Annotated in this window: 19 protein-coding genes; 6 read left to right on the top strand and 13 right to left on the bottom strand. The window is 67.9% G+C overall.

The window, feature by feature from the left end; translation table 11 throughout:
- Positions 1 to 30: 30 nt before the first annotated feature.
- Positions 31 to 2142 (bottom strand): S9 family peptidase, encoded by a 2112-nt coding sequence (locus C0V74_RS09415; RefSeq protein WP_143251554.1) that lies wholly within the window; start codon positions 2140 to 2142, stop codon positions 31 to 33.
- 37 nt (positions 2143 to 2179) lie between these two features.
- Between C0V74_RS09415 and C0V74_RS09410 the strand changes: the two genes are divergently transcribed.
- From C0V74_RS09410 to C0V74_RS09385, 6 genes are all read left to right on the top strand, one after another.
- Entirely contained in the window at positions 2180 to 3985 is a 1806-nt protein-coding gene (locus C0V74_RS09410) for an aminopeptidase P family protein (protein ID WP_143251553.1), read from the top strand.
- A gap of 48 nt (positions 3986 to 4033) precedes the next feature.
- Complete coding sequence (locus tag C0V74_RS09405) at positions 4034 to 4411, top strand: VOC family protein (protein ID WP_131621098.1); 378 nt, start codon at positions 4034 to 4036, stop codon at positions 4409 to 4411.
- Complete coding sequence (locus C0V74_RS09400; protein ID WP_143251552.1) at positions 4408 to 4803, top strand: cupin domain-containing protein; 396 nt, start codon at positions 4408 to 4410, stop codon at positions 4801 to 4803. Before C0V74_RS09405 ends, C0V74_RS09400 begins: the two co-directional genes overlap by 4 nt.
- 187 nt (positions 4804 to 4990) lie before the next feature.
- On the top strand, positions 4991 to 5542 hold the full coding sequence (locus C0V74_RS09395) for an EF-hand domain-containing protein (RefSeq protein WP_143251551.1): 552 nt from the start codon (positions 4991 to 4993) through the stop codon (positions 5540 to 5542).
- A gap of 58 nt (positions 5543 to 5600) precedes the next feature.
- Entirely contained in the window at positions 5601 to 6329 is a 729-nt protein-coding gene (locus tag C0V74_RS09390) for a response regulator (protein WP_143251550.1), read from the top strand.
- A 4-nt stretch (positions 6330 to 6333) separates the two neighbouring features.
- The gene (locus C0V74_RS09385) at positions 6334 to 7722 is read left to right on the top strand and encodes a HAMP domain-containing sensor histidine kinase (protein ID WP_143251549.1); all 1389 of its coding nucleotides are present in this window, start codon (positions 6334 to 6336) and stop codon (positions 7720 to 7722) included.
- Between the two features lie 11 nt (positions 7723 to 7733).
- Here the strand turns inward: C0V74_RS09385 and C0V74_RS09380 are convergent, their stop codons facing one another.
- From C0V74_RS09380 to glpX, 12 genes are all read right to left on the bottom strand, one after another.
- Positions 7734 to 9254 carry a peptide chain release factor 3 gene (locus C0V74_RS09380; protein ID WP_131621600.1) on the bottom strand — a complete coding sequence of 507 codons (1521 nt, stop codon included), beginning with the start codon at positions 9252 to 9254 and terminating at the stop codon, positions 7734 to 7736.
- Positions 9255 to 9353: 99 nt separating this feature from the next.
- Complete coding sequence (locus tag C0V74_RS09375) at positions 9354 to 10103, bottom strand: SDR family NAD(P)-dependent oxidoreductase (protein ID WP_143251548.1); 750 nt, start codon at positions 10101 to 10103, stop codon at positions 9354 to 9356.
- The gene (gene pheT / locus C0V74_RS09370) at positions 10100 to 12466 is read right to left on the bottom strand and encodes a phenylalanine--tRNA ligase subunit beta (RefSeq protein ID WP_143251547.1); all 2367 of its coding nucleotides are present in this window, start codon (positions 12464 to 12466) and stop codon (positions 10100 to 10102) included. The genes C0V74_RS09375 and pheT overlap by 4 nt, the downstream gene beginning before the upstream one ends.
- Positions 12463 to 13581 (bottom strand): phenylalanine--tRNA ligase subunit alpha, encoded by a 1119-nt coding sequence (pheS, locus tag C0V74_RS09365; protein WP_143251546.1) that lies wholly within the window; start codon positions 13579 to 13581, stop codon positions 12463 to 12465. The genes pheT and pheS overlap by 4 nt, the downstream gene beginning before the upstream one ends.
- Positions 13582 to 13688: 107 nt before the next feature.
- Positions 13689 to 14048 (bottom strand): 50S ribosomal protein L20, encoded by a 360-nt coding sequence (gene rplT, locus C0V74_RS09360; protein ID WP_131621084.1) that lies wholly within the window; start codon positions 14046 to 14048, stop codon positions 13689 to 13691.
- Between the two features lie 13 nt (positions 14049 to 14061).
- Positions 14062 to 14265 carry a 50S ribosomal protein L35 gene (gene rpmI, locus C0V74_RS09355; protein ID WP_131621082.1) on the bottom strand — a complete coding sequence of 68 codons (204 nt, stop codon included), beginning with the start codon at positions 14263 to 14265 and terminating at the stop codon, positions 14062 to 14064.
- Positions 14266 to 14392: 127 nt separating this feature from the next.
- Complete coding sequence (locus tag C0V74_RS09350) at positions 14393 to 14779, bottom strand: DUF202 domain-containing protein (protein ID WP_131621080.1); 387 nt, start codon at positions 14777 to 14779, stop codon at positions 14393 to 14395.
- Between the two features lie 41 nt (positions 14780 to 14820).
- The gene (locus C0V74_RS09345; RefSeq protein WP_143251545.1) at positions 14821 to 16830 is read right to left on the bottom strand and encodes a sulfatase-like hydrolase/transferase; all 2010 of its coding nucleotides are present in this window, start codon (positions 16828 to 16830) and stop codon (positions 14821 to 14823) included.
- A 50-nt stretch (positions 16831 to 16880) separates the two neighbouring features.
- Positions 16881 to 17663: an inositol monophosphatase family protein gene (locus tag C0V74_RS09340; protein WP_143251544.1), complete on the bottom strand. Its 783-nt coding sequence runs from the start codon at positions 17661 to 17663 to the stop codon at positions 16881 to 16883.
- A gap of 6 nt (positions 17664 to 17669) precedes the next feature.
- A complete protein-coding gene (locus tag C0V74_RS09335) occupies positions 17670 to 18605 on the bottom strand; it encodes a ribose-phosphate pyrophosphokinase (RefSeq protein WP_131621072.1) in 936 nt (311 codons plus the stop codon).
- 171 nt (positions 18606 to 18776) lie between these two features.
- Positions 18777 to 19199, bottom strand: coding sequence for a hypothetical protein (locus C0V74_RS09330; RefSeq protein WP_143251543.1), 423 nt, complete (start codon positions 19197 to 19199; stop codon positions 18777 to 18779).
- Positions 19200 to 19543: 344 nt separating this feature from the next.
- Positions 19544 to 20569: a class II fructose-bisphosphatase gene (glpX, locus tag C0V74_RS09325; RefSeq protein WP_143251542.1), complete on the bottom strand. Its 1026-nt coding sequence runs from the start codon at positions 20567 to 20569 to the stop codon at positions 19544 to 19546.
- Positions 20570 to 20603 lie beyond the last annotated feature (34 nt).

Below are 20603 nucleotides of genomic sequence, written 5' to 3'. Positions count from 1 at the left end.
GGCCCGCCGACGGATCACCTGCAGCCGCGATCACATCCCGAACTGCCACAGGATGAAGGCGAACTCCTCCGCCGTCTCGCGCAAGCTCTCGAAGCGGCCCGACTTGCCGCCATGCCCGGCGCCCATGTTGGTCTTCAGCAGCAGAACGTTGTCGTCGGTCTTGAGCTCGCGCAGGCGCGCAACCCATTTGGCTGGCTCCCAGTAAGTGACCCGCGGATCGTTGAGTCCTGCAGTGACCAGGAGCGGCGGATAAGCTTGCGCGCGGACGTTGTCGTACGGGCTGTAGCTCTGGATCAGTTCGAACGCGGCGCGGTCCTCGATCGGGTTGCCCCATTCGGGCCATTCGCCCGGTGTCAGCGGCAGCGAGGCGTCGAGCATCGTCGCCAGCACGTCCACGAATGGCACGTGCGCCACCACCGCGCCCCACAGCTCGGGGTCGGAGTTGATCACCGCACCCATCAGCTCGCCGCCCGCCGATCCGCCGGAGATCGAGATGCGGCCCTTCTCGGTCAGGCCGCGCTCGACCAGCCCTTTCGCGACGTCGACAAAGTCGGTGAAGGCGTTGGTGCGGCTCTCCAGCTTGCCGGCCTTGTACCACGCGCGGCCGAGGTCATCCCCGCCGCGAATGTGCGCGATGGCATAGGCGAAACCTCGATCGACCAGGCTGAGGCGGGTCGTCGAGAACCCCGGCGGAATGGCGATGCCATAGGCGCCGTAGCCATAGAGGTGCAGCGGGCCGGGAGACACGCGATCCTTGCGGACCATGATCGACACCGGAATGTCGGTCCCGTCGCGCGCGGTGATGTGCAGCCGCTCGGTGGTGTAGAGCGAGGCGTCGTAGCCGGAGGGGATCTTCTGCACCTTGAGCACTTCCAGCCGCCGCTCCGCGACGTGGTAGTCGTACGTCGTCGCCGGGCTGACCATCGAGTTGTAGCCGACCCGCAGCGTCTGCATCGCCCATTCGGGATTGTCGCCCAGGCCCGCGCTGTAGCTTTCTTCGGGAAAGGCGATCGGCTCGACCCGCGCCGGGTCGTCGTAATAGCGCACCTCGATCGTATCGAGCCCCGCCTGCCGCCCTTCGACCACGTAGAAATCGCGGAACAGGTCGAATCCGGTCAGATAGAACGCGTCCGACCCCTCGATCAGCGTGGTCCATTCGCCGGGCGCGGACAGCGGCGCAGTGGCGAGGCGGAAATTCTCGTGCGTGTCGTTGGCCAGGATGAAGAGCGTGCCGTCGCGCTCCCCCACTTGCTGATAGACGTCGACATCGTATTCTACCCCCTTCTGCCGCGCCTTGACCAGCAGCGGCGTGGCCAGGGGGTCGGCGGCGGGGATCAGCCGCACTTCGCTGGTTTCGTGATCGCTCGCGGACAGCACCAGCCACTGTTCGTTGGCCGACAGCCCCGCACCGACGCGGAAGCCCTCGTCGTCCTCGTGATACAGCTCCACGTCCTGGTCGATCGGCTGGCCGAGCCAGTGGAGCCGCGCATTGTCGGTCCGCCACTGTTCGTTGGCCAGGCTGTAGACGATGCCGGTATCGCCCGCGACCCACACCAGCGACGACAGCGTGCCGGGGATCTCGTCCGGCAGCAGCTCGCCCGAGCCGAGATCCTTCACCCGGACGGTGAATCGCTCAGACCCGTTGTCGTCGATCGCATAGGCAAGCTTCATCCCGTCGTTCGAGACCGAGATTGCGCCGAGCCGGAAATACTCCTTGCCCTCCGCCAGCGCGACCTCGTCGAGCAGCAACTCGTTCGCGCTTCCATCATCCTTGGCGCCGACGGGCCTGCGCCACCATTTCTTGTACTCGGCGCCGTCCTCGTACTCGATCCAGTAGAGCCAGTTGCCGTCCTTCTGCGGCACCGAGGTGTCGGCTTCCTTGATCCGCCCGCGCATCTCGGTGAACAGCGCGTCGATCCGGTCCTGCTGGCCTGCCATCGCGGCTTCGAACCAGGCGTTCTCGGCGTCGAGGTGGGCGAGGATCTCCGGGTCGTCGACCGTGGGGTAGCTCTTGTCGCGCAGCCAGGCGTAGTTGTCGCTGACGGTGATCCCGTGGTGCGTGGCGGTGGAGGGGCGCTTGGCGGCGGCGGGCGGGGTCTGCGGCGGCCCGGAGGAGGCGTCGTTCATGGTGGAATCGGTCATGGGTGGCCCCTATGTGGGACGTGAAAGGACCGCAACAATGCTCATGCAAACGCACGAAGCCCGCCTGGCAGCCCTCCGCGAGGAGCTGAAGCGACGCGGGCTCGACGGGTTCGTCGTGCCCATTTCCGACGAGCACATGAGCGAATACATCGGCGCCTATGCCCAGCGGCTCCACTGGCTGACCGGGTTCGGCGGCTCGGCAGGCACGGCAGTGGTGCTGGCTGACGAGGCGGCGATCTTCACCGACGGGCGCTACACCGTGCAGGTGCGCGAGCAGGTGGACGGCAAGCTGTTCGATTACCAGAGCGTCCCCGCCACCAGCCCGGCAAAGTGGCTCGGCGAACACGCACCCGAAGGAGCGAAAATCGGCTACGACGCCTGGCTCCACTCCAAGGGCTGGGCCGAGGGTGTCGCCAAGGCGCTGGAGAGGAGGCACGCCAGCCTGGTGCCGGTGGACGGCAACCCGATCGACGCGGTGTGGGCCGACCGGCCGCAGCCCTCCACCGCCCCGGCGCTGGTCCACGACGATAGCCGGTCGGGCCGCAACAGCGCCGACAAGCGCGCGGAAGTGGCCGATTGGCTCAAGCGCGAAGGCCATGACGCGGCGGTGATCAGCGCGCTCGATTCGGTCGCGTGGCTGCTCAACATCCGCGGCACCGACGTCGAGCGCACTCCCGTGGCGCTGTCGTACGTGGTCGCCCACGCCGACGGAACGGCGGAACTGTTCATCGGCGAAGACAAGGTCACCCCCGAACTCACCCAGCACCTCGGCAATGCGGTCAGCATCCGCCCGCGCACGGCATTCGAGAGCGCGTTGGGGGAGCTTGCCGGCAAGACGGTCGCCGTCGATCCGAACTACGGCGTGGCGGCGATCTTCCACGCGCTGGAGAACGCGGGCGCGAAACCGGTCGCGGTGCGCGATCCCACGATCCTGCCGCGGGCGGTCAAGAATCCGGTGGAGCAGCAGGGTCACCGCGATGCCCAGGCGCGCGACGGGGCCGCGATCGCGCGTTATCTCCACTGGCTGAGCATCGAGGGGCCGAAGGGCGGGCTCGACGAGCTCACCGCCGCGGCCAAGCTGCGCGAATTCCGCGATGCCAGCGACATCCTTCGCGACCTGTCGTTCGACACCATCAGCGCCGCCGGCCCCCACGCCGCGCTGCCGCACTACCGGGTGGACGAGGAATCGAACATCCCGATCGCGCCCTCCAGCATCTACCTGTGCGATTCGGGCGGCCAGTACCTCGACGGGACCACCGACATCACCCGCACGGTGTGGATCGGCCCGGGCGAATCCTCGGCAGAGCAGAAGGACCGCAACACCCGCGTCCTCAAGGGCCACATCGCGATCGCCCGCGCGGTGTTCCCGGCCGGCACTGTTGGCGGCCAGCTCGATGCCTTTGCGCGCCAGTTCCTGTGGGCCGCGGGCGTCGATTATGCCCACGGCACCGGCCACGGGGTGGGCAGCTTCCTGTCGGTTCACGAAGGGCCGCAGCGGATCGCCAAGATCACCGGCGCGCAGGCCGGCAGCGACCAGGAACTGCTCGCCGGCATGATCCTGTCGAACGAGCCCGGGTATTACAAGGAAGGCGCCTACGGCATCCGGATCGAGAACCTGGTGCTGGTGGAACCGCGCGAGATCGCGGGCGCGGAAGGCGACTACCTGGGGTTCGAAACGCTGACCTTCGCACCCATCGACCAGGCGCTGGTGGAGGTATCGCTGCTCACGCCTGAAGAGCGCGAATGGTGGAACAGCTATCATGCGCAGGTGCGCAGCGTGCTCGCCCCGCAGCTCGACGGAGAGGTGCTGGCGTGGCTGGAAGAGGCTTGCCGGCCCCTCTGATGTTCGCGTATTGTTCCGCCTGGTCGAGTCGCCAGCAGGAGCATAGTCATGATCGGATACGTCACCCTCGGCACCAACGACCTCGCGCGGGCCGCGCCGTTCTACGACGCGATCGCCGCCGAACTGGGCGTGGGGCGGATGATGGAATTCGACACCTTCATCGCGTGGGGCGAACCTGGCGGCGCGGCGGGAATCGGCGTGACCAAGCCGTTTAACGGGGAAGCGGCCTCCATCGGCAACGGGGTGATGGTCGCGCTGGGGGCGAAGGACGAGGCGCAGGTCCAGCGGCTGTACGACATCGCGCTCGCGCATGGCGGATCTTGCGAAGGCGCGCCCGGCACGCGCGGCGGCGGGTTCTACGCCGGTTACTTCCGCGATCCCGATGGCAACAAACTCAACGCCTTCGTGATGGCCCCGCCGCAATGAGCGGGATCCGCCTGGAAGAGCGCCCGATCCATCTGGGCCGCGGCGCGACCGCGGTGCCCCAGCCGGCGATTACGGGCATGGACTGGTATCAGGGCTACGGCGAACGCCACGATGGCGACGGGCCAGACGGACGGCTGGTGAGCTGCCACGAGTTCACCGGCAGCTGGGACAGCTGGGAGATGCATCCCGCCGGCGAGGAAGTGGTCCTGTGCCTCGAAGGCGCGATGACCCTGCACCAGGAGCATCCCGACGGAACCACCGCCAGCGTCACGATCGAGGCGGGGGAGTACGCGATCAACCCGCCCGGCACCTGGCACACCGCTGACATCGCCGGCCGCGCGAAAGCACTGTTCATCACCGCCGGCATCGGGACCGAGCACCGCCCGCGCTGACTTGCGCGCTGGTGAACGCCGGGGCTGGCGCGTTACACTGTGCGACAATTCTTTGGCTACACGGCATAACCGTGCGACATGGCGGGCCTAGAACCGTCGGCATGAGTTGCGCGGAGCCGGTGGGTTTTCCTCCCCCTTCCCCGCCGGGTCCCGCAGCTCTCCCCCGTTTCTTTTCCGGAGAGTTCGTATGCGTAAACTGACCCTTTCGATCGGCGCCGCGCTGCTCGCCACCACCGGCGTCGCCATCGCCGCGCCGCAGATCGCCAAGGCCGACATGACCCGCGCCGAAGCCCAGGCTAAGGCCGCCGAGCGGTTCGCGAAGATGGACGTCAACAGCGATGGCAAGCTCGACCAGGCCGACCGCGCCGCGCGCCAGGCCCAGCGGTTCGACCGCCTCGATGCCGACAACAACGGCACCGTCAGCCGTGAGGAATTCACCGCGAAGCACGGCGAGCGCCGCCAGGGCGCGCAAGCTGCCCGCCAGGGCGGCGACGGCGCCCAGCGCATGGGCCGCCGCGGCGGCCACGGCGGCAAGATGGGCATGGCCCGGATGGCTGACACCAACAACGACGGCGCGATCAGCCAAACGGAGTTCACCGCGGGGGCGCTGAAGATGTTCGACCGGATCGACGCCGACCGGAACGGCACCGTCACCCAGGCAGAGCGCCAGGCCGCGCGCGCCGCGATGAAGGCGCAGTGGCAGCAGCGCCGCGCTGGTGCAGCCACGCAGGGCAACTGAGGCTCTGGACGGCGGGCGCGCTTGCGGGCAGCCTGCCGAACGGGCACCAGATGACGCCGTGACCGAACCTGTGCCCACCCGCATCCTGCTGGTCGACGATGAGGCCACATTGCGCGAACCCCTGGCAGCCTATCTTGCGCGCCAGGGGTTTGTCGTGCGCGAAGCCGCCAGCGCCGCCGCCGCGCGCGCCGCGCTGGTGGAGGAGGTGCCCGACCTCGTCCTGCTCGACATCATGATGCCGGGCGAGGATGGGCTGTCGCTGTGCCGCCATCTCGCTGAAAGCAAGAGCGTCCCCACCATTCTGCTCACCGCCAAGGGCGAACCGACCGACCGCATCGTCGGGCTGGAGATTGGCGCCGACGACTATGTGGTGAAGCCGTTCGAGCCGCGCGAGCTGGTCGCGCGCATCCGCTCGGTCCTGCGCCGCGCCGCCCGGCCGCCCGCCGCGCCCGAAGATGACGCGCTGTACGAATTCGAAGGCTGGCGGCTCGATCCGCTGAAGCGTCGCCTGGCCGACCCGGACGGCGCGACGGTGCCGATCTCAACCGCGGAGTTTCGCCTGCTGACGGCCTTCCTCGACCGGCCGAAACAGGTGATCGATCGCGACCGCCTGCTCGACCTGGTGCAGGGGCGCGAGGCGCACCTGTTCGACCGCGCGGTCGACAACCAGATCAGCCGGCTGCGCCGTAAGATCGAGGAAGACACCCGCAATCCGCACTTCATCCAGACCGTGCGCGGCGGCGGCTATCGCTTCGCCGCCGACGTGCGCCGGATCGCCGCCCAGTGATTTCATGGCCGTGAAACTCTGGCCGCGCAGCCTGCTGGGCCAGGTGCTGGTCGCGGTTGCCGCCGCGCTGTTGGTGGCGCAGGCCATATCGGCAGCGCTGCTGCTGCGCGCGGGCGACGAGCGGCGCGAACAGCGCGTGGTCAGCTCGCTCGCCGCCCAATTGATCGCTGCGCAGGGCGCGCCGGGGCTGACCGGGCTCGGCCCGCGCCGCGATGGCGGCGACCGTCCGCCGCGCGGAATGCGGCGCTTCCGGTTGCAAGTGAGCGCCGCCCCGCCCGCCATTCCCGCCGATCGTCCCGAACCCCGCATCACCGCCGCGTTGCGCGACATCGCCGCCGAGCAGGGGCTGGATGCCGCCCGCCTGCGCGTCGCCAGCCGCCCGGCGATGAGCGATCCGCGCGTGCTCGAGCGCCTCGGGCGGGGGCGGCCGGTCGGGTTCGACAGCTCCTTCGCCGACGCGCGCATGGTGCTCGCCAGCTTGCCGCTGGGCGACGGGCGGTGGGTCACCGCGCGCGCGCTGGTCCCCGCGCGCGAACGCGGCGCGCTGAGGGCGCTGGTGATCCAGACCGCGGTGCTGTTCGGCGTGCTGATGCTGGCGATCGGCCTGCTGCTGCGGCGCATCACCCGCCCGCTTGCCGCGCTCACCCGGCGGGTCGAGCAGTTCGCCGTGCGGCAGGACGCGTCGGATCCGCCCGCACCGCAGGGGCCCGACGACGTCCGCCGGCTGATCGCCGCGCACAACGCGATGGAAGCGCGGATCGTCGGCATGCTGGATGAAAAGGACGTCATGCTCGGGGCGATCGGCCATGACCTCAAGACCCCGCTGGCGGCGTTGCGGGTGCGCATCGAATCGGTCGAGGACGATACCGAGCGCGCGCGCATGGCCGATACGATAGAGGACATTACCCGCACCCTCGACGATATTCTCAGCCTCGCGCGGGTCGGCCGCGCAACCGAGCCGCCCGAACGGACCGAGCTCGCCGCGCTCGCCGCGTCGGTGGTCGAGGAGTTCGAGGACATGGGCGATCCCGTCGAGCTGGCCGAAGGGCCGCGCGTCGTCGCGCCGGTGCACGTCACCTGGGCCAAGCGGGCCTTGCGCAATCTCATCTCCAACGCGGTCCGCTATGCCGGCGGCGCCACGGTCGAGGTGTCGCGCGAAGGCGGACTGGCGATCCTGCGGGTGAGCGACACCGGGCCGGGCATCCCCGAAAGCCGCATCGCCGCCATGACCGAGCCGTTCACCCGGGGCGAGGCCAGCCGCAACCGCCAGACCGGCGGCGCGGGCCTTGGCCTCACGCTCGCGCGGGCGATCGCCGAAGCGCACGGCGGGCGGCTGGTGCTGGCGAACCGCCCCGGCGGCGGGCTGAGCGCGGAGCTGCGCCTGCCGCTCTAGCGTTCCCCCGTCTAGCGCTCTTTCGTGGCCGAGAACGTCAGTTCGGGGTTCTTTTCGACCTGATAGTTCACGTCCCACGGGCTCTTGGCCATGAACACCGGGTCGCCGTCGCGGTCCTTGGCGAGGTTCGCGCGGTTGAAGTCGGTGAAGGTCTTCAGCGCGGCATCGCTGCCCTTGACCCAGCGCGCGGTGGCGAACGGGGCCATTTCCAGCGCGGCTTCCACCTTGTATTCCGCCTCCAGCCGCGAAACCAGCACGTCGAGCTGCAGCTGGCCGACCACGCCGACGATCCACTGCCCGCCGATCTCGGGATAGAACACCTGGATCACGCCCTCTTCCGAAAGGTCGTCGAGCGCCTTCCTCAACTGCTTGGTCTTCGTCGGATCGCGCAACACAACCCGGCGCAGGATCTCCGGCGCGAAGTTGGGCAGGCCGGTGAAGCGGACGTCGTTCTTTTCGGACAGGGTATCCCCCACCCGCAGCGTGCCGTGGTTGGGAATGCCGATGATGTCGCCAGCTTCCGCGGTGTCGGCGATCTCGCGGTCCTGCGCGAAGAACAGGATCGGCGAGTGGACCGCGATCGGCTTGCCAAGGCCCGACGGGGTCAGCTTCATGCCGCGCTTGAAGGTACCCGAAACCATCCGCATGAACGCGATCCGGTCGCGGTGCTGCGGGTCCATGTTGGCCTGCACCTTGAACACGAAGCCGGTCACCTCGTCGCGGGTCGGCTCGATCAGTCCCTCGCTGCTCGGCTGCGCGCGCGGCGGCGGCGCGAAGCGGTCGATCGCCTGAATGAGTTCGGTGACGCCGAAGTTCTTCAATGCGCTGCCGAAGAACACCGGGGTCAGGTCGCCGCTGCGAAACGCCTCAAGGTCGAATTCAGGGTACCCCCCTTGCGCCAGTTCGGCCTCGTCGGCGAAGGCCTGCGGCATCGGCTCCCGGTCGCGGCGGCCGAGGTATTCCTTGCTCGGCCCATCCGGCCGGGCGATGTCGCCGCTCGCGAAGTCGAGCACGCCTTCGAACACCCCGCCCATGCCCACTGGCCAGGCCTGCGGACTGACGTCGAGCGCCAGCATGTCGGCCACCTCGTCCAGCAGGTCGAAGGCACTGCGCCCCTCGCGGTCCACCTTGTTGACGAAGGTGATGATCGGGACGCTGCGCAGGCGGCACACCTCGAACAGCTTGCGGGTCTGCGGCTCGATCCCCTTGGCGGCATCGATCACCATGATCGCCGAATCCACCGCGGTCAGCGTGCGGTAGGTGTCTTCGGAGAAATCCTCGTGCCCCGGGGTGTCGAGCAGGTTGAACACCGTGCCGTCCTTCTGGAAGGTCATCACGCTGCTGGTCACCGAAATGCCGCGCTGCTGCTCGATCTTCATCCAGTCGGACCGCGCCCGCCGCGCCTGCCCGCGCGCCTTCACCTCGCCGGCGAGGTGGATCGCGCCGCCCTGCAGCAGCAGCTTTTCAGTGAGCGTGGTCTTGCCCGCGTCGGGGTGCGAAATGATCGCGAAAGTGCGGCGGTTGGAAGTCATCGGAATTTCCTGCGTCATCCCGGCCAAACCCGGGATCGTGTCGAGCGGGGCGCCTGGCCGGACGAGGTCCCCTCAGGGGCCGGGACGGCGAACGGCGTGCTAATCGTGCGCGCGCGCCACCCGGAACCCGGCGAAGTCCTGGTTCACCGGCATCAGTTCGAGCCGGTTGATGTTGAGGTGCGGCGGCAGTTCGGCGATCCAGCGAATGGTGTCGGCGATATCCTGCGCGGTCATCGGGTTGACCCCGGCGTAGAGCGTGTCCGACGCTTGCTGGCTGCCGGTGCGCACCAGGGTGAACTCGGTCTCGACCATGCCCGGCTCGATGCTCGTCACCCGCACCCCGGTGCCGTGCAGGTCCGCCCGCAACGCCAGCGTGAAGTGGTTGGCGAACGCCTTGCTGCCGGCATAGACGTTGCCGCCCGGGTAGACGTAGTTACCCGCGACCGAGCCGATGGTGATGATCGCGCCCTTGCGCGCGATCAGCCCCGGCAACAGCTTGCGGGTGACGGTCACCATCGCGGTCACGTTGGTGTCGATCATCGTCTGCCAGTTGGTGAGGTCAGCGTGCTGCGCGTTCGACAGCCCTTGCGCGAGACCCGCGTTGTTCACCAGCAGGTCGATGTCGCGAAACCCTTCGGGCAGCGCGGCGAGCGCGGCGTCGAGCGCATCGGTGTCGCGCACGTCGAACACGGCCGGGTGCACCTTGTCCGCGCCCAGTTCCGCCACCAGCGCATCCAGCCGCTCGGCCCGCCGCCCGGTGGCGATGCAGCGCCAGCCGCTCGCGACCAGCGTGCGCACGGTGGCCGCGCCGATCCCGGCGGTCGCTCCGGTGACGAAGGCGGTCTTCATGCTCTCAGCTCCGCGCCCAGTTTGCCCGCCGCGCCGATGATCTTGTCGGCGATGCCGGTGAGATCGGCTTCTGTGTAGGTTTTGTCGCCGGGCTGCAGCACCACCTCGACCGCGAGCGATTTCTTGCCTTCGGGAATACCGGCGCCGCGGAAGTCATCGAACACCCGGGCGGCGACGACGTTGACCTTGTCCGCCCCCTTCACCGTGCGAACGAGGTCGCCCGCCGGCAGCGCCTCATCGACCAGGAACGCGAAGTCGCGGGTCACCGCCTGCAGCGCGGGCGGCGCATAGGCGGGGCGGGTGAAGGCAGCGTTCTTTTTCGGCGGGATCGCGTCGAAATAGATCGAACACGCCGCGACCGGCACGGACACGTCGAACGCGCGCAGCAGCGACGGGTGGACAATGCCGCAGCGCCCCAGAATCGTCTTCGGCCCGAGGCGCAGCGTGGCCGAGCGACCGGGATGCCATAGCGCCCCCGCCTCGCCCATCACCTGAAGATTGGCGACCGGCGCTCCTGCGGCGGCAAGCAAGTCGAGACACAGCGCCTTGGCGTCGAAGGCGTCGAACGGCTGCGGCTTGCCGGTCTGCCAGTCGCGCGCGGTGCGGTGGCCGGCAAGCACCGCGACCAGGGTGGGAAGCTCCCCATCGGCGGTGTAGCGGCGCCCGATCTCGAACAGGCGCAGGCTATCGGCACCGCGATCGAAATTGCGCCGGACCGCCTTCAGCAGCCCCGGAAAGAGCGACGGCCGCATCACCTTGAGTTCTTCACTGATCGGGTTTTCGAGCGTCCACACGCCGCCGCCGACCGCAGCCGCGTCGGCCGGGGAAATGAACGACCAGGTGATCGCCTCGTTCAATCCCGCGGCGGCGGCGGCACGGCGCACCTTGCGTTCGCGGATCTGCTCGGGCGTCGCGGTCGGACGGGCGACCCCGTCAGGACGGGGCAACGGCGTGGACGGCACGTTGTCGAGGCCGTGGATGCGGACCACCTCCTCGACCAGGTCGGCGGCGCCTTCGACGTCATGGCGCCGCAGCGGCACGGTGACCTGCCAGTCGTCTGACACTGCAAAACCCAAGCTTTCGAGAATGCGGCGCTGTTCGGCCTCAGCCACCTCGATCCCGCCGAGGCGATGGGTGAGGCCGGCGTCGAACGCGATCGTCTTGGGCGTGCTCGGCGGCGCGCCCACCCGCATGACCTGCGTGATCCTGCCGCCGCAGTGGCGCTTGATCAGATGCGCCAGGATCGTCAGCGCCTCTTCCAGGAACGCCGGATCGACCCCGCGTTCGAATCGTGAGCGTGCATCGGATGCCAGGCCCAGCTTGCGCCCCGTCGCGCCGATCCGCGCGGGATCGAAATAGGCGATCTCAACCAGAACATCGATGGTGCCGAGCGTCACCGCCGAATGCTCCCCGCCCATGATCCCGGCGATGTCGTGCACGCCCTGGTCGTCGGCGATCACCGTCATCGTTTCGTCGAGCGTGTAGGTCTTCTCGTTAAGCGCCAGCACCTGTTCGCCGGCGCGCGCGCGGCGGGCAACCACCGGCCCGCTCAGCCGCGCCAGGTCATAGGCGTGCGATGGGCGGCCATAGGTCAGCATCACGTAGTTGGTGATGTCGACGATGGCGGAGATCGGGCGCTGGCCGGCAGACTTGAGCAGCCGCTGCATCCAGTCCGGGCTCTCGCCATTGGCGACGCCTTCGATCACGCAACCATAGAATGCCGGGCAGCCCTCGGCATCGTCGATCCGGATGTCCGCGCGGCCGGTAGCGGGTCCGTCCAGCCGCGGCAGATCGGTCTCGGCGAAGGTGCCAACGCCCGCCGCGGCCAGATCGCGCGCAATGCCGTAAACGCCCATGCAGTCGGGGCGGTTGGGGGTGATCGCCACGTCGAACACCGGCGACGTGCCGTGATAGCTCGCGAAGTCCGCGCCGACCGGGGCATCGGCGGGCAACTCGATGATCCCGTCGTGCTCCTCGCCCAGCTCCAGCTCGCGCACCGAGCACATCATGCCGTTGGATTCGACCCCGCGAATGGCGCTCTTGCGCAGTTCCATCCCGTTCGCCGGCACCACCGCGCCCGGCAGGCCGAGCACGCCCTTCATCCCCGCGCGCGCGTTGGGCGCGCCGCACACCACCTGCAGCGGCTCGCCGTCTCCGGTGGAAACGGTCAGGATCTGCAGCTTGTCGGCTTGCGGATGCGGAGCGGCAGTCAGCACCTCGGCCACCCGGAAACCAGCGAGCTTGTCCGCCGGATCCTCGATCCCCTCGACCTCGTGGCCGATCCGATTGAGCGTCGCCGCGATCTCGGCCACCGATGCCTCGGTGTTGAGGAAGTGCCGCAGCCATTCGAGCGAGAACTTCATTGGCGCGCTCCCACTCCGCCCGACAGCGTCGGCTGGTCGAACGCCGAAAATCCGTAGTGCGCCAGCCAGCGTCCGTCGCCGTCGAAGAACGCCCGCAAATCGTCCATCCCGTATTTCAGCATCGCCAGCCGGTCGACGCCGACCCCGAAGGCGAAGCCCTGCCACTGATCGGGATCGAGCCCGGCGAATTCGAGCACCCGCCGGTTGACCATCCCCGATCCGAGCAACTCCATCCACCCGTGTCCCGGCGCATCGCCATCGCCGCCCAGCACGCGCCGCCCGCTGACATCCTGCCAGCCGACATCGACCTCGACGCTGGGCTCGGTGAACGGGAAGTAACTCGGCCGCAGCCGCAGCACGATGTCGTCGCGTTCGAAGAACGCCTTGAGAAACGTTTCCAGCGTCCACTTGAGGTGGCCCAGGTGAATGCCCCGATCAATGACCAATCCTTCGACTTGATGGAACATCGGCGTGTGAGTGGCATCGGAATCGGACCGGTACACCCGGCCCGGCGCGATGATCCGCAAAGGGGCGCCGTGCTGGACCATCGAGCGGATCTGCACCGGCGAAGTGTGCGTGCGCAGCAACATGCGGCGAGGTTGAACCTCTTGTGCGCCGACTTGCTGCGGGAAATAGAAGGTGTCGTGCATCGCCCGCGCCGGGTGGCTTTCAGGCATGTTGAGCGCGGTGAAATTGTGCCAGTCGTCCTCGATCTCGGGCCCGGTCGCGACCGCGAAGCCCATGTCGGCGAAGATCTCCGCCAGTTCGTCCATCACCTGGCTCACCGGATGGACCGAGCCTTTGGGACTGGCCGGCGGCGGCAACGTCAGGTCGATCACCTCGGCCGCCAGCCGCGCCTCCAGCGCCGCACTTTCCAACGCCGCCTTGCGCGCCTCGATCGCCTCGCTGACCGCGGCACGCGTCGCCTGGATGCGGGGGCCCTGCTCCTGCCGCTCCTCCGGCGACATGCCGCCCAAGGTCTTGAGGGCGGCGCTGACCCAACCCTGCTTGCCCAGCGCGGCGATCCGCTGCGCTTCGAGTGCATCGGCATCGCCAGCGGCGGCGATCGCGGCCAACGCTTCGGTCAGCCGGGGGTCCTGTTCAGCAGTAGTCATAGCGTGGACGCCCCTAGGGATGCAGGCGCGCTATCGCAATCGCGCATACGAAAAGGGGCGCCGCGAGCCAGAACCCGCAGCGCCCCGTTTGTTCTGTCACGCCGTGATCAGGCCGGCAGGGCGGCCTTGGCCTGCGCGATGATCGCGGTGAAGGCACCGCCTTCGTTCATCGCCAGGTCGGCCATGACCTTGCGGTCCAGTTCGATGCCCGACAGCTTAACGCCGTGCATGAACTGCGAATAGGTCAGCCCTTCGGCGCGGACCGCGGCGTTGATCCGCTGGATCCACAGCGCACGGAACGACCGCTTCTTCACCTTGCGGTCGCGGTAGGCGTACTGCCCGGCCTTCTCGACCGCCTGGCGGGCGACGCGGATGGTGTTCTTGCGCCGGCCGCGATAGCCCTTGGCCTGGTCTAGGAGCCGCTTATGCTTCTGGCGAGTGGTTACGCCGCGTTTGATACGTGCCATTTGTCAGTACTCCTCAGCCCAGCCCGTAGGGCGCCCACTTCTTGATCACCTTCGCGTCTGCGTCGGAAATCACGTCGGTACCGCGGTTCTGGCGGATGTACTTGGCGTTGTGGCTGATCAGGCGGTGGCGCTTGCCGACGACACCATGTTTGACCTTGCCGGTGGCGGTGAGCTTGAAGCGCTTTTTCACGCCGCTCTTGGTCTTCAGTTTGGGCATTTTCGTCTCCTTTCGGGGACACGCTCGAACCAGCCCTGGCAGCCCTTGTTAGCCAGGCCAGCTGTGAATCACGTGTCGGTGAAGGGGGCGCCCCTAGTCGCCCATGCGCGAAAACGCAAGCGGTCGATCACCGCGCGACCAACCAGACGCCTGCCAGCAGAGCCAGACTGGCGAGGCTAAACAGCCCGGCGATGAGGTTGAGCCTGGGCCCGCCCAGCGGCCGGGCCGCATGCGCCTGCAGTCGCTGGCAAACCTTGCCCGCGCTGCGCGCGGCGGCGATAAACACCAGCACCCCGGTGAGCACGAAAACGCTCGCAATGACTCGAGCGAGATACGGCGGCTCCAGCTTGTCGAACAAGGCATGGAAGCCCACCCCGACGCCCACCGACGCAAGCCCGGTGCGTATCCACCCGGCGAACGTGCGCTCGTTGGCGAGCAGGGTGCGGTCCTCCGCCCATTCGGTGCGCTCGTGCGCTAGCCGTTCGCGGGAATCTTCGTCTGCGGAATCGGTCATGACGCCCAAGCTAGGCGCGGTCGTCCGTCACGCAAGCGCGGTTAGGGCCTCCGGTGCCGGTCGCGCCACCGTTCAGAACCCCAGCGGGCGACCACCGCATCGACGCGCGCCTTGTCGGCGCCGCTTAGGGAAGCATACAGCCCGCAGCGGTTCCGATCGGCGAAGCAGGCCTCTCCCGTGTCGAGCCGCAGGCTGGTGAGCGCGCCGTTGGCCCCCGCCAGGCCGATGGCGGTCGGCCGGTCAAGCGAGCCGATGTGCATGAACGGCGGAACGGGCACACCCGGCGGGCCGTCACCGCGGATCGCCGCGCTCAGAATTGCGCGGTAATCGGCCAGACCGATCGGTCCGGACGGCAGCATGCCTGGCCGGCTTGCCACGAGCAGCGTCTGGAACTGCTGCGAATTGATGATGTGTCCGTGGCTCAAGAACCCGCTTTCGAACAACTCCTCGCCGTGGTCCCCAGTGACCACCAGGATGGTATCGTCCCAAACCCCCTTGGCTTTCAGCCGCTTGATCAGCTCCCCCAGCCAGTGATCGGCGTGGGCGACCGCGTTCCAGTAAGTCTCGCGCACGCGTGCGGCATTGGCCGCGCTGATCTCGCCGCGCGACAGCGGCCGGTCGGTCAGGCGGTGTCCCACCCCGGCATGGTCGTAGGGAAAATGCGCCGACTGGAAATTGAAGTAGGCGAAATGCGGGCGGACTTCCCAGTCCTCCGCCCCCAGCGTCCGGTCGAACGCCGCGACCAGGTGGCTTTCGTCCACCAGCAGCGATCCTTGCGCAGCGAAGTCGAACGCGCGCTTGTCACGCAAGGTTTCGGCTTCGACATAAACATCCGCGGCTTCCCGTGTTCCCACGGTGCTCGCGATCCCGCCGAAGTCCTCTGGCTGACCCGAGAATACCCCGACCCGGTAGCCGCTCGCCTTGAGGTCGCGCAGCAGCGAGGGGTCACCGTCGCGGGGTGCTAACTGGCCGGAGAACAGCGATTTCAGGCTCTGCGTAGTGAAACCGACGTGGCTATACGCGGGCCGCGTCACGCTTCCCGCCGCGGCCAGGGCCTCCAGGTGAGGCGCGACCGGTTTGCCGCCTACTCGCTGGCCGACCACGTCGGCGCGAGTGGACTCAAAGACCACGACCACGACATGAGGCCGCCGCCCGGTAAAGACTTGCGGCCCAAGCGGCGTTGCCAACGGCACAAGCCGCAGGTCTCCGCCGTAGCCATCCTCGTTGATCCCATTGCCCGGCATATCGAGCGCCAGCGGATGGCGTGCAGGGTCCATCGGCGCATTGTCGTGCTGCACTCCGAACAGTCCGTAGCCATCCCGATCGAAGTCGGTCGCCAGATCGAGCGCGCGGGTCAGTCCGCCCCACGCGAGGGTGCGGTTCAGTCCGTGCGCCGCGTCGCTGCCGGTGCGCGGAATGACCGCCGCAAACGCGAGGAACGCGAGCGCTGGCCCAAGCCATAGCGAGCGCGGCGGCGCCGGCGGAACCGGAAGGTCGCCCGGCAGGAGCTTGGCCAGGCTTTTCCACCCAAGCCACGCCGCCAGCGCGAGCGCGGCCAACGCCAACAGTCCGACCGCAATCTCGTTCATCCCGAACAGGATAGCGTCGATCAGGCTGCCCCCGCCCAGCTGCTTCAGGAGCGCGAAGCTCATCGCATCGCTGAAGTAGGCGGCGAGCTGGTATCGCGCCGCCAGAACTCCAAGAAACAGCGCGCCGTTGACGAGCGCGAAGATGAAGGCGGCGGCCCAGCCCGACCTGCCATGGGCCAGGCGCACCGCCAGTGCCCAGCCGCCGATCGCCAGCAGCGTCTGGACGGACATGTAGCCACAGAGGAACAGCGCGCGTTCGGCCACACTGTCGACGGAGCGGCTCGTGCCGAACCCTCCGGTGAACAGTCCGAACTTGCGGTCCGCGAGCAGCAACTCGGTCACGGACACCGCGATCATCACCGCCGCAAGCACCCACGGCCACGCCGATGGCAGCGCGCGGGTCGAAGGCGCTGCGCCCATCCGCGCGTCATCGCGAGGTGAGGAAGGGGCGGTGGTCGCCATCGCGGCAGCTTAGCGCTCTCGCGTTTACGATTCGGCTAACGCGGCGGCTTCTAGTGGGCGCAAGCGAGCGCTTCGACCACGTCCTCCAGCCGTGCCGGATCGCCCAACGCGATGACGTGGCCTTCGCTGCCGGCGTGGAGCGGTTCCCCGTTCCAATCCGCCATCGTCCCGCCTGCACCCTCGACCACCGGCACCAGCGCGGCAAAATCGTGGAGCTTCAACCCATCCTCGCAGACCAGGTCGATCTGTCCGCTGGCGAGCAGGCCATAGTTGTAGCAGTCCCCGCCCCAGATCATCCGCCGGTGCGCGGTCTTCTGCGCCAGCGCCATGAAATAATCGGCGGCATGGTCGGAGAACAGCGCCGGGCTGGTGGTGGCGAGCAGCGCGTCGGACAGCTCGGGGCAGGGGCGGGTGCGCACCTCAGTGCCGTTGAAGGTGGTCCCGCGTCCCGTCGCCCCGACCCAGCGTTCGCCCAGAATCGGCTGGTCGATGACCCCCACGATCGGAAATCCGTCTTTGAGCAGCGCGATCAGCGTGCCGAAGATCGGCCGACCGGCAACGAAGCTGGTGGTGCCGTCGATCGGATCGAGTACCCACCGGCGGGCGGCGCTCTCGCGCTCGATCCCGAATTCCTCCCCCTGGATACCGTCGCGGCTCGCTTCCGCGGTGAGAATCCGGCGCATCGCCTCTTCCGCCGCGCGATCGGCCAGCGTTACCGGCGAGGCATCGGCCTTGCTCTCCAGGCCGATGCTTCCCCGCCAGTAGGGGCGGATGGCTTCACCCGCGGCGTCGGCCAACCGGTGCGCGAGCGCGATGTCGTCGGTCAGGCTCATCTGCGGTCAATCGAACAGCGAGCTGACGCTGCTCTCGTCCGCGATGCGACGCACCGCCTCGCCGATCAGCGGCGCGATGGTGAGGATGCGGATACGGTTGGAATCCGCGACCGCATCGGTTCCGCGGATCGAATCGGTGATGACCAGTTCTTCCAGCGCGGAATCGTTCACGCGCGCCACCGCTCCGCCCGACAGCACGCCGTGCGTGATGTAGGCCGCCACGCTCGACGCCCCGCCGTCGAGCAGCGCCTGCGCCGCGTTGCACAGCGTGCCGCCCGAATCGACGATGTCGTCGATCAGGATGCAGTGCCGTCCGCGCACGTCGCCGATGATGTTCATCACCTCGCTCTCGCCCGGCCGGTCGCGCCGCTTGTCGACGATCGCCAGCGGGGCGTTGTCGAGCCGCTTGGCAAGCGCGCGGGCGCGCACCACCCCGCCCACGTCGGGAGACACCACCATCAGGTCCTTGTCGCCATAACGTGCCTGGATGTCGGCGGCCATGACCGGCGCGGCGTAGAGATTGTCGGTCGGGATATCGAAGAAACCCTGGATCTGCCCGGCGTGCAGGTCGACCGACAACACCCGGTCGGCCCCCGCCTCGGTAATCAGGTTGGCGACCAGCTTGGCTGAGATCGGCGTGCGCGGACCGGGCTTGCGGTCCTGCCGGGCATAACCGAAGTACGGCACCACCGCGGTGATCCGGCGCGCCGAAGCGCGCCGCAGCGCGTCGATGCAGATCAGCAGTTCCATCAGATTGTCGTTGGCCGGGAACCCGGTCGACTGGACGACGAAGACGTCTTCGCCGCGCACGTTTTCATGGATTTCGACGAAAATCTCCTCGTCTGCGAACCGCCGCACGCTAGCGTCGGTCAGCGGCACTTCGAGATAACCGGCGATTGCGCGCGCAAGCGGCAGGTTGGCGTTGCCCGACATGATCTTCATCGGCTGGGGTCCCTCGTGCCCGGAATTAGGTCGCGGGCGCGGCTTAGCCGAGGGTCATGCGATTGCAACAGGTGCGGCGAGCGCTGGCTCGGCGGAACGCACCGGCGAGGAGCCAACCCGCACGGTCCTGAAGGAGATGAGGGGGCTGCGCCGGCCCCCTCATCTGCGCAGTCATAAACCGCTGACCGCGGCGAGCGAGATCACGGCGCCCGGTGTCCCGCGCGCGGCCCAGCTGGAATTTACTCGCTGGGCCCGCTTGGCAACCTCGGCATTCAAGCGCCTCAATTGCCTCTGGTCGTCGGCCACGACGACCGCAGCCTCGAAGACCTGTCCTTCCTTGACCCCAGCGAACAGGGGGTGAAGCGAGGACATCCGCTGAACCGCCTCGCGGCCGACGCGATCCAGATTGGGTTTGTAGTCGGTCGTCGCCACCGTCGCGATGTTCTGCGCCTTGCCATCGGCACTGCAGGTGAAGCGGACGTAGGTAATGCCCGTCTCGCTTTGCCCCAGGTCGATCTCGTCGAGCGAGCGCCCAAGCCTTTCGGAGGCGGAGGACACCCATTCGTTGAGCGAGGTGTGGGCCGTGACCGTCATCGTCTGCTCCCTGGCAGACGCGGGCACGGCAAGACTTGCCGCCAAGGCGGCGATTAGCAGGTTTCTCATGGTAACAGTTCCTCTCCAGGATGAACTGACCAGCGGGTTCAGCGACCCGTTATCATACCGTTGGCCGGGCGATTGTTATCCGCTTCGGCGGCGGTCGCCGCAACCCTGCGACTCAAGTGCCGCGAAACAATTCTGTAGTGATTTGAGTTATAACCACATAATAATTACGCGGTACGACCCATTGACACTAATCTTATTACGACATGTTTGCATGCAATCCACCGCCCATCCGTTCGTCGGAATAGCGCGGCGGTTAGGCGATTATCGAAAGCTAGTCAGACGACCCGGTGCTCGCCCCTGATCCAGCGGACGGTGCCGCTGCTGGCGCGCATCACCACGCTCTCGGTGGTCATCTTGCCGCCACGCAGGTGCTTCACGCCATCGAGCAGCGAGCCGCTCGTGACCCCGGTCGCGGCGAAGATGCAGTCACCCTTCGCCAGGTCATGCAGCTTGTAAATCTTGTCGAAGTCCTGGTCGGCGATACCCCACTTGCGCGCGCGGGCTTTCTCGTCGTCGTTGCGGAACACCAGCCGGCCGTTGAACTGGCCGCCGACGCAGCGCAGCGCCGCTGCCGCCAGCACGCCCTCGGGCGCGCCGCCCGAACCCATGTACATATCGATCGTGGTATCCGGATCGGTCGTCGCGATCACTCCCGCCACATCGCCGTCGCCGATCAGCACCACCCCGCAGCCGAGCCCGCGCAACTCGGCAATCAGGTCGGCATGGCGCGGCCGGTCGAGCACGCAGACGATGATGTCATGCGGCTCCACGCCCTTGGCAGCCGCCACCGCGCGGACATTATCGGACGGACTCTTGGCGAGATCGATCACGCCTTCGGGGTAGCCCGGCCCGACCGCCAGCTTGTCCATGTAGGTATCGGGCGCATTGAGCAGGCAGCCCTTCTCCGCCGCCGCGAGCACGGCCAACGCGTTGGGTCCGGCCTTGGCGGTGATCGTCGTTCCCTCCAGCGGATCGAGAGCGATGTCGATCTGCGGTCCGGAGCCGATCGCGCCGCCGACCTTCTCCCCGATATACAGCATCGGCGCCTCGTCGCGCTCGCCTTCGCCGATCACGACGGTGCCGTCGATCGCCAGTTCGTCGAAGGCCCGGCGCATGGCCTCGACCGCAGCGGCGTCGGCAGCCTTTTCATCCCCGCGACCGATCAGCTTGCTGGCCGCCACCGCGGCGGCTTCGGTGACGCGCACCATTTCCAGCACGAGCACCCGGTCGAGGACGCTGGAGGCCGTGGGCGAGGCCGCGGAAGAGGCGGTAGGAGAGGCGGCGGCTGCGCTATCGTTCATCGGAAATTCAATTCCCCGGCTGGAGGTGAGGGGC

It is taken from the genome of Altererythrobacter sp. TH136, assembly GCF_007065885.1.
Lineage (GTDB): Bacteria > Pseudomonadota > Alphaproteobacteria > Sphingomonadales > Sphingomonadaceae > Tsuneonella.
Note: the sequence above shows the minus strand (reverse complement) of the source record. Positions and strands in the feature narration are given on the sequence as shown.

Excerpts from the sequence above, each read along its gene's own strand:
- C0V74_RS09415 (WP_143251554.1), bottom strand. The coding sequence starts at position 2,142 with ATGACCGATTCCACCATGAACGACGCCTCCTCCGGGCCGCCGCAGACC.
- C0V74_RS09410 (WP_143251553.1), top strand. The coding sequence starts at position 2,180 with ATGCTCATGCAAACGCACGAAGCCCGCCTGGCAGCCCTCCGCGAGGAG.
- C0V74_RS09405 (WP_131621098.1), top strand. The coding sequence starts at position 4,034 with ATGATCGGATACGTCACCCTCGGCACCAACGACCTCGCGCGGGCCGCG.
- C0V74_RS09400 (WP_143251552.1), top strand. The coding sequence starts at position 4,408 with ATGAGCGGGATCCGCCTGGAAGAGCGCCCGATCCATCTGGGCCGCGGC.
- C0V74_RS09395 (WP_143251551.1), top strand. The coding sequence starts at position 4,991 with ATGCGTAAACTGACCCTTTCGATCGGCGCCGCGCTGCTCGCCACCACC.
- C0V74_RS09385 (WP_143251549.1), top strand. The coding sequence starts at position 6,334 with ATGGCCGTGAAACTCTGGCCGCGCAGCCTGCTGGGCCAGGTGCTGGTC.
- C0V74_RS09380 (WP_131621600.1), bottom strand. The coding sequence starts at position 9,254 with ATGACTTCCAACCGCCGCACTTTCGCGATCATTTCGCACCCCGACGCG.
- C0V74_RS09375 (WP_143251548.1), bottom strand. The coding sequence starts at position 10,103 with ATGAAGACCGCCTTCGTCACCGGAGCGACCGCCGGGATCGGCGCGGCC.
- pheT (WP_143251547.1), bottom strand. The coding sequence starts at position 12,466 with ATGAAGTTCTCGCTCGAATGGCTGCGGCACTTCCTCAACACCGAGGCA.
- pheS (WP_143251546.1), bottom strand. The coding sequence starts at position 13,581 with ATGACTACTGCTGAACAGGACCCCCGGCTGACCGAAGCGTTGGCCGCG.
- rplT (WP_131621084.1), bottom strand. The coding sequence starts at position 14,048 with ATGGCACGTATCAAACGCGGCGTAACCACTCGCCAGAAGCATAAGCGG.
- rpmI (WP_131621082.1), bottom strand. The coding sequence starts at position 14,265 with ATGCCCAAACTGAAGACCAAGAGCGGCGTGAAAAAGCGCTTCAAGCTC.
- C0V74_RS09350 (WP_131621080.1), bottom strand. The coding sequence starts at position 14,779 with ATGACCGATTCCGCAGACGAAGATTCCCGCGAACGGCTAGCGCACGAG.
- C0V74_RS09345 (WP_143251545.1), bottom strand. The coding sequence starts at position 16,830 with ATGGCGACCACCGCCCCTTCCTCACCTCGCGATGACGCGCGGATGGGC.
- C0V74_RS09340 (WP_143251544.1), bottom strand. The coding sequence starts at position 17,663 with ATGAGCCTGACCGACGACATCGCGCTCGCGCACCGGTTGGCCGACGCC.
- C0V74_RS09335 (WP_131621072.1), bottom strand. The coding sequence starts at position 18,605 with ATGAAGATCATGTCGGGCAACGCCAACCTGCCGCTTGCGCGCGCAATC.
- C0V74_RS09330 (WP_143251543.1), bottom strand. The coding sequence starts at position 19,199 with ATGACGGTCACGGCCCACACCTCGCTCAACGAATGGGTGTCCTCCGCC.
- glpX (WP_143251542.1), bottom strand. The coding sequence starts at position 20,569 with ATGAACGATAGCGCAGCCGCCGCCTCTCCTACCGCCTCTTCCGCGGCC.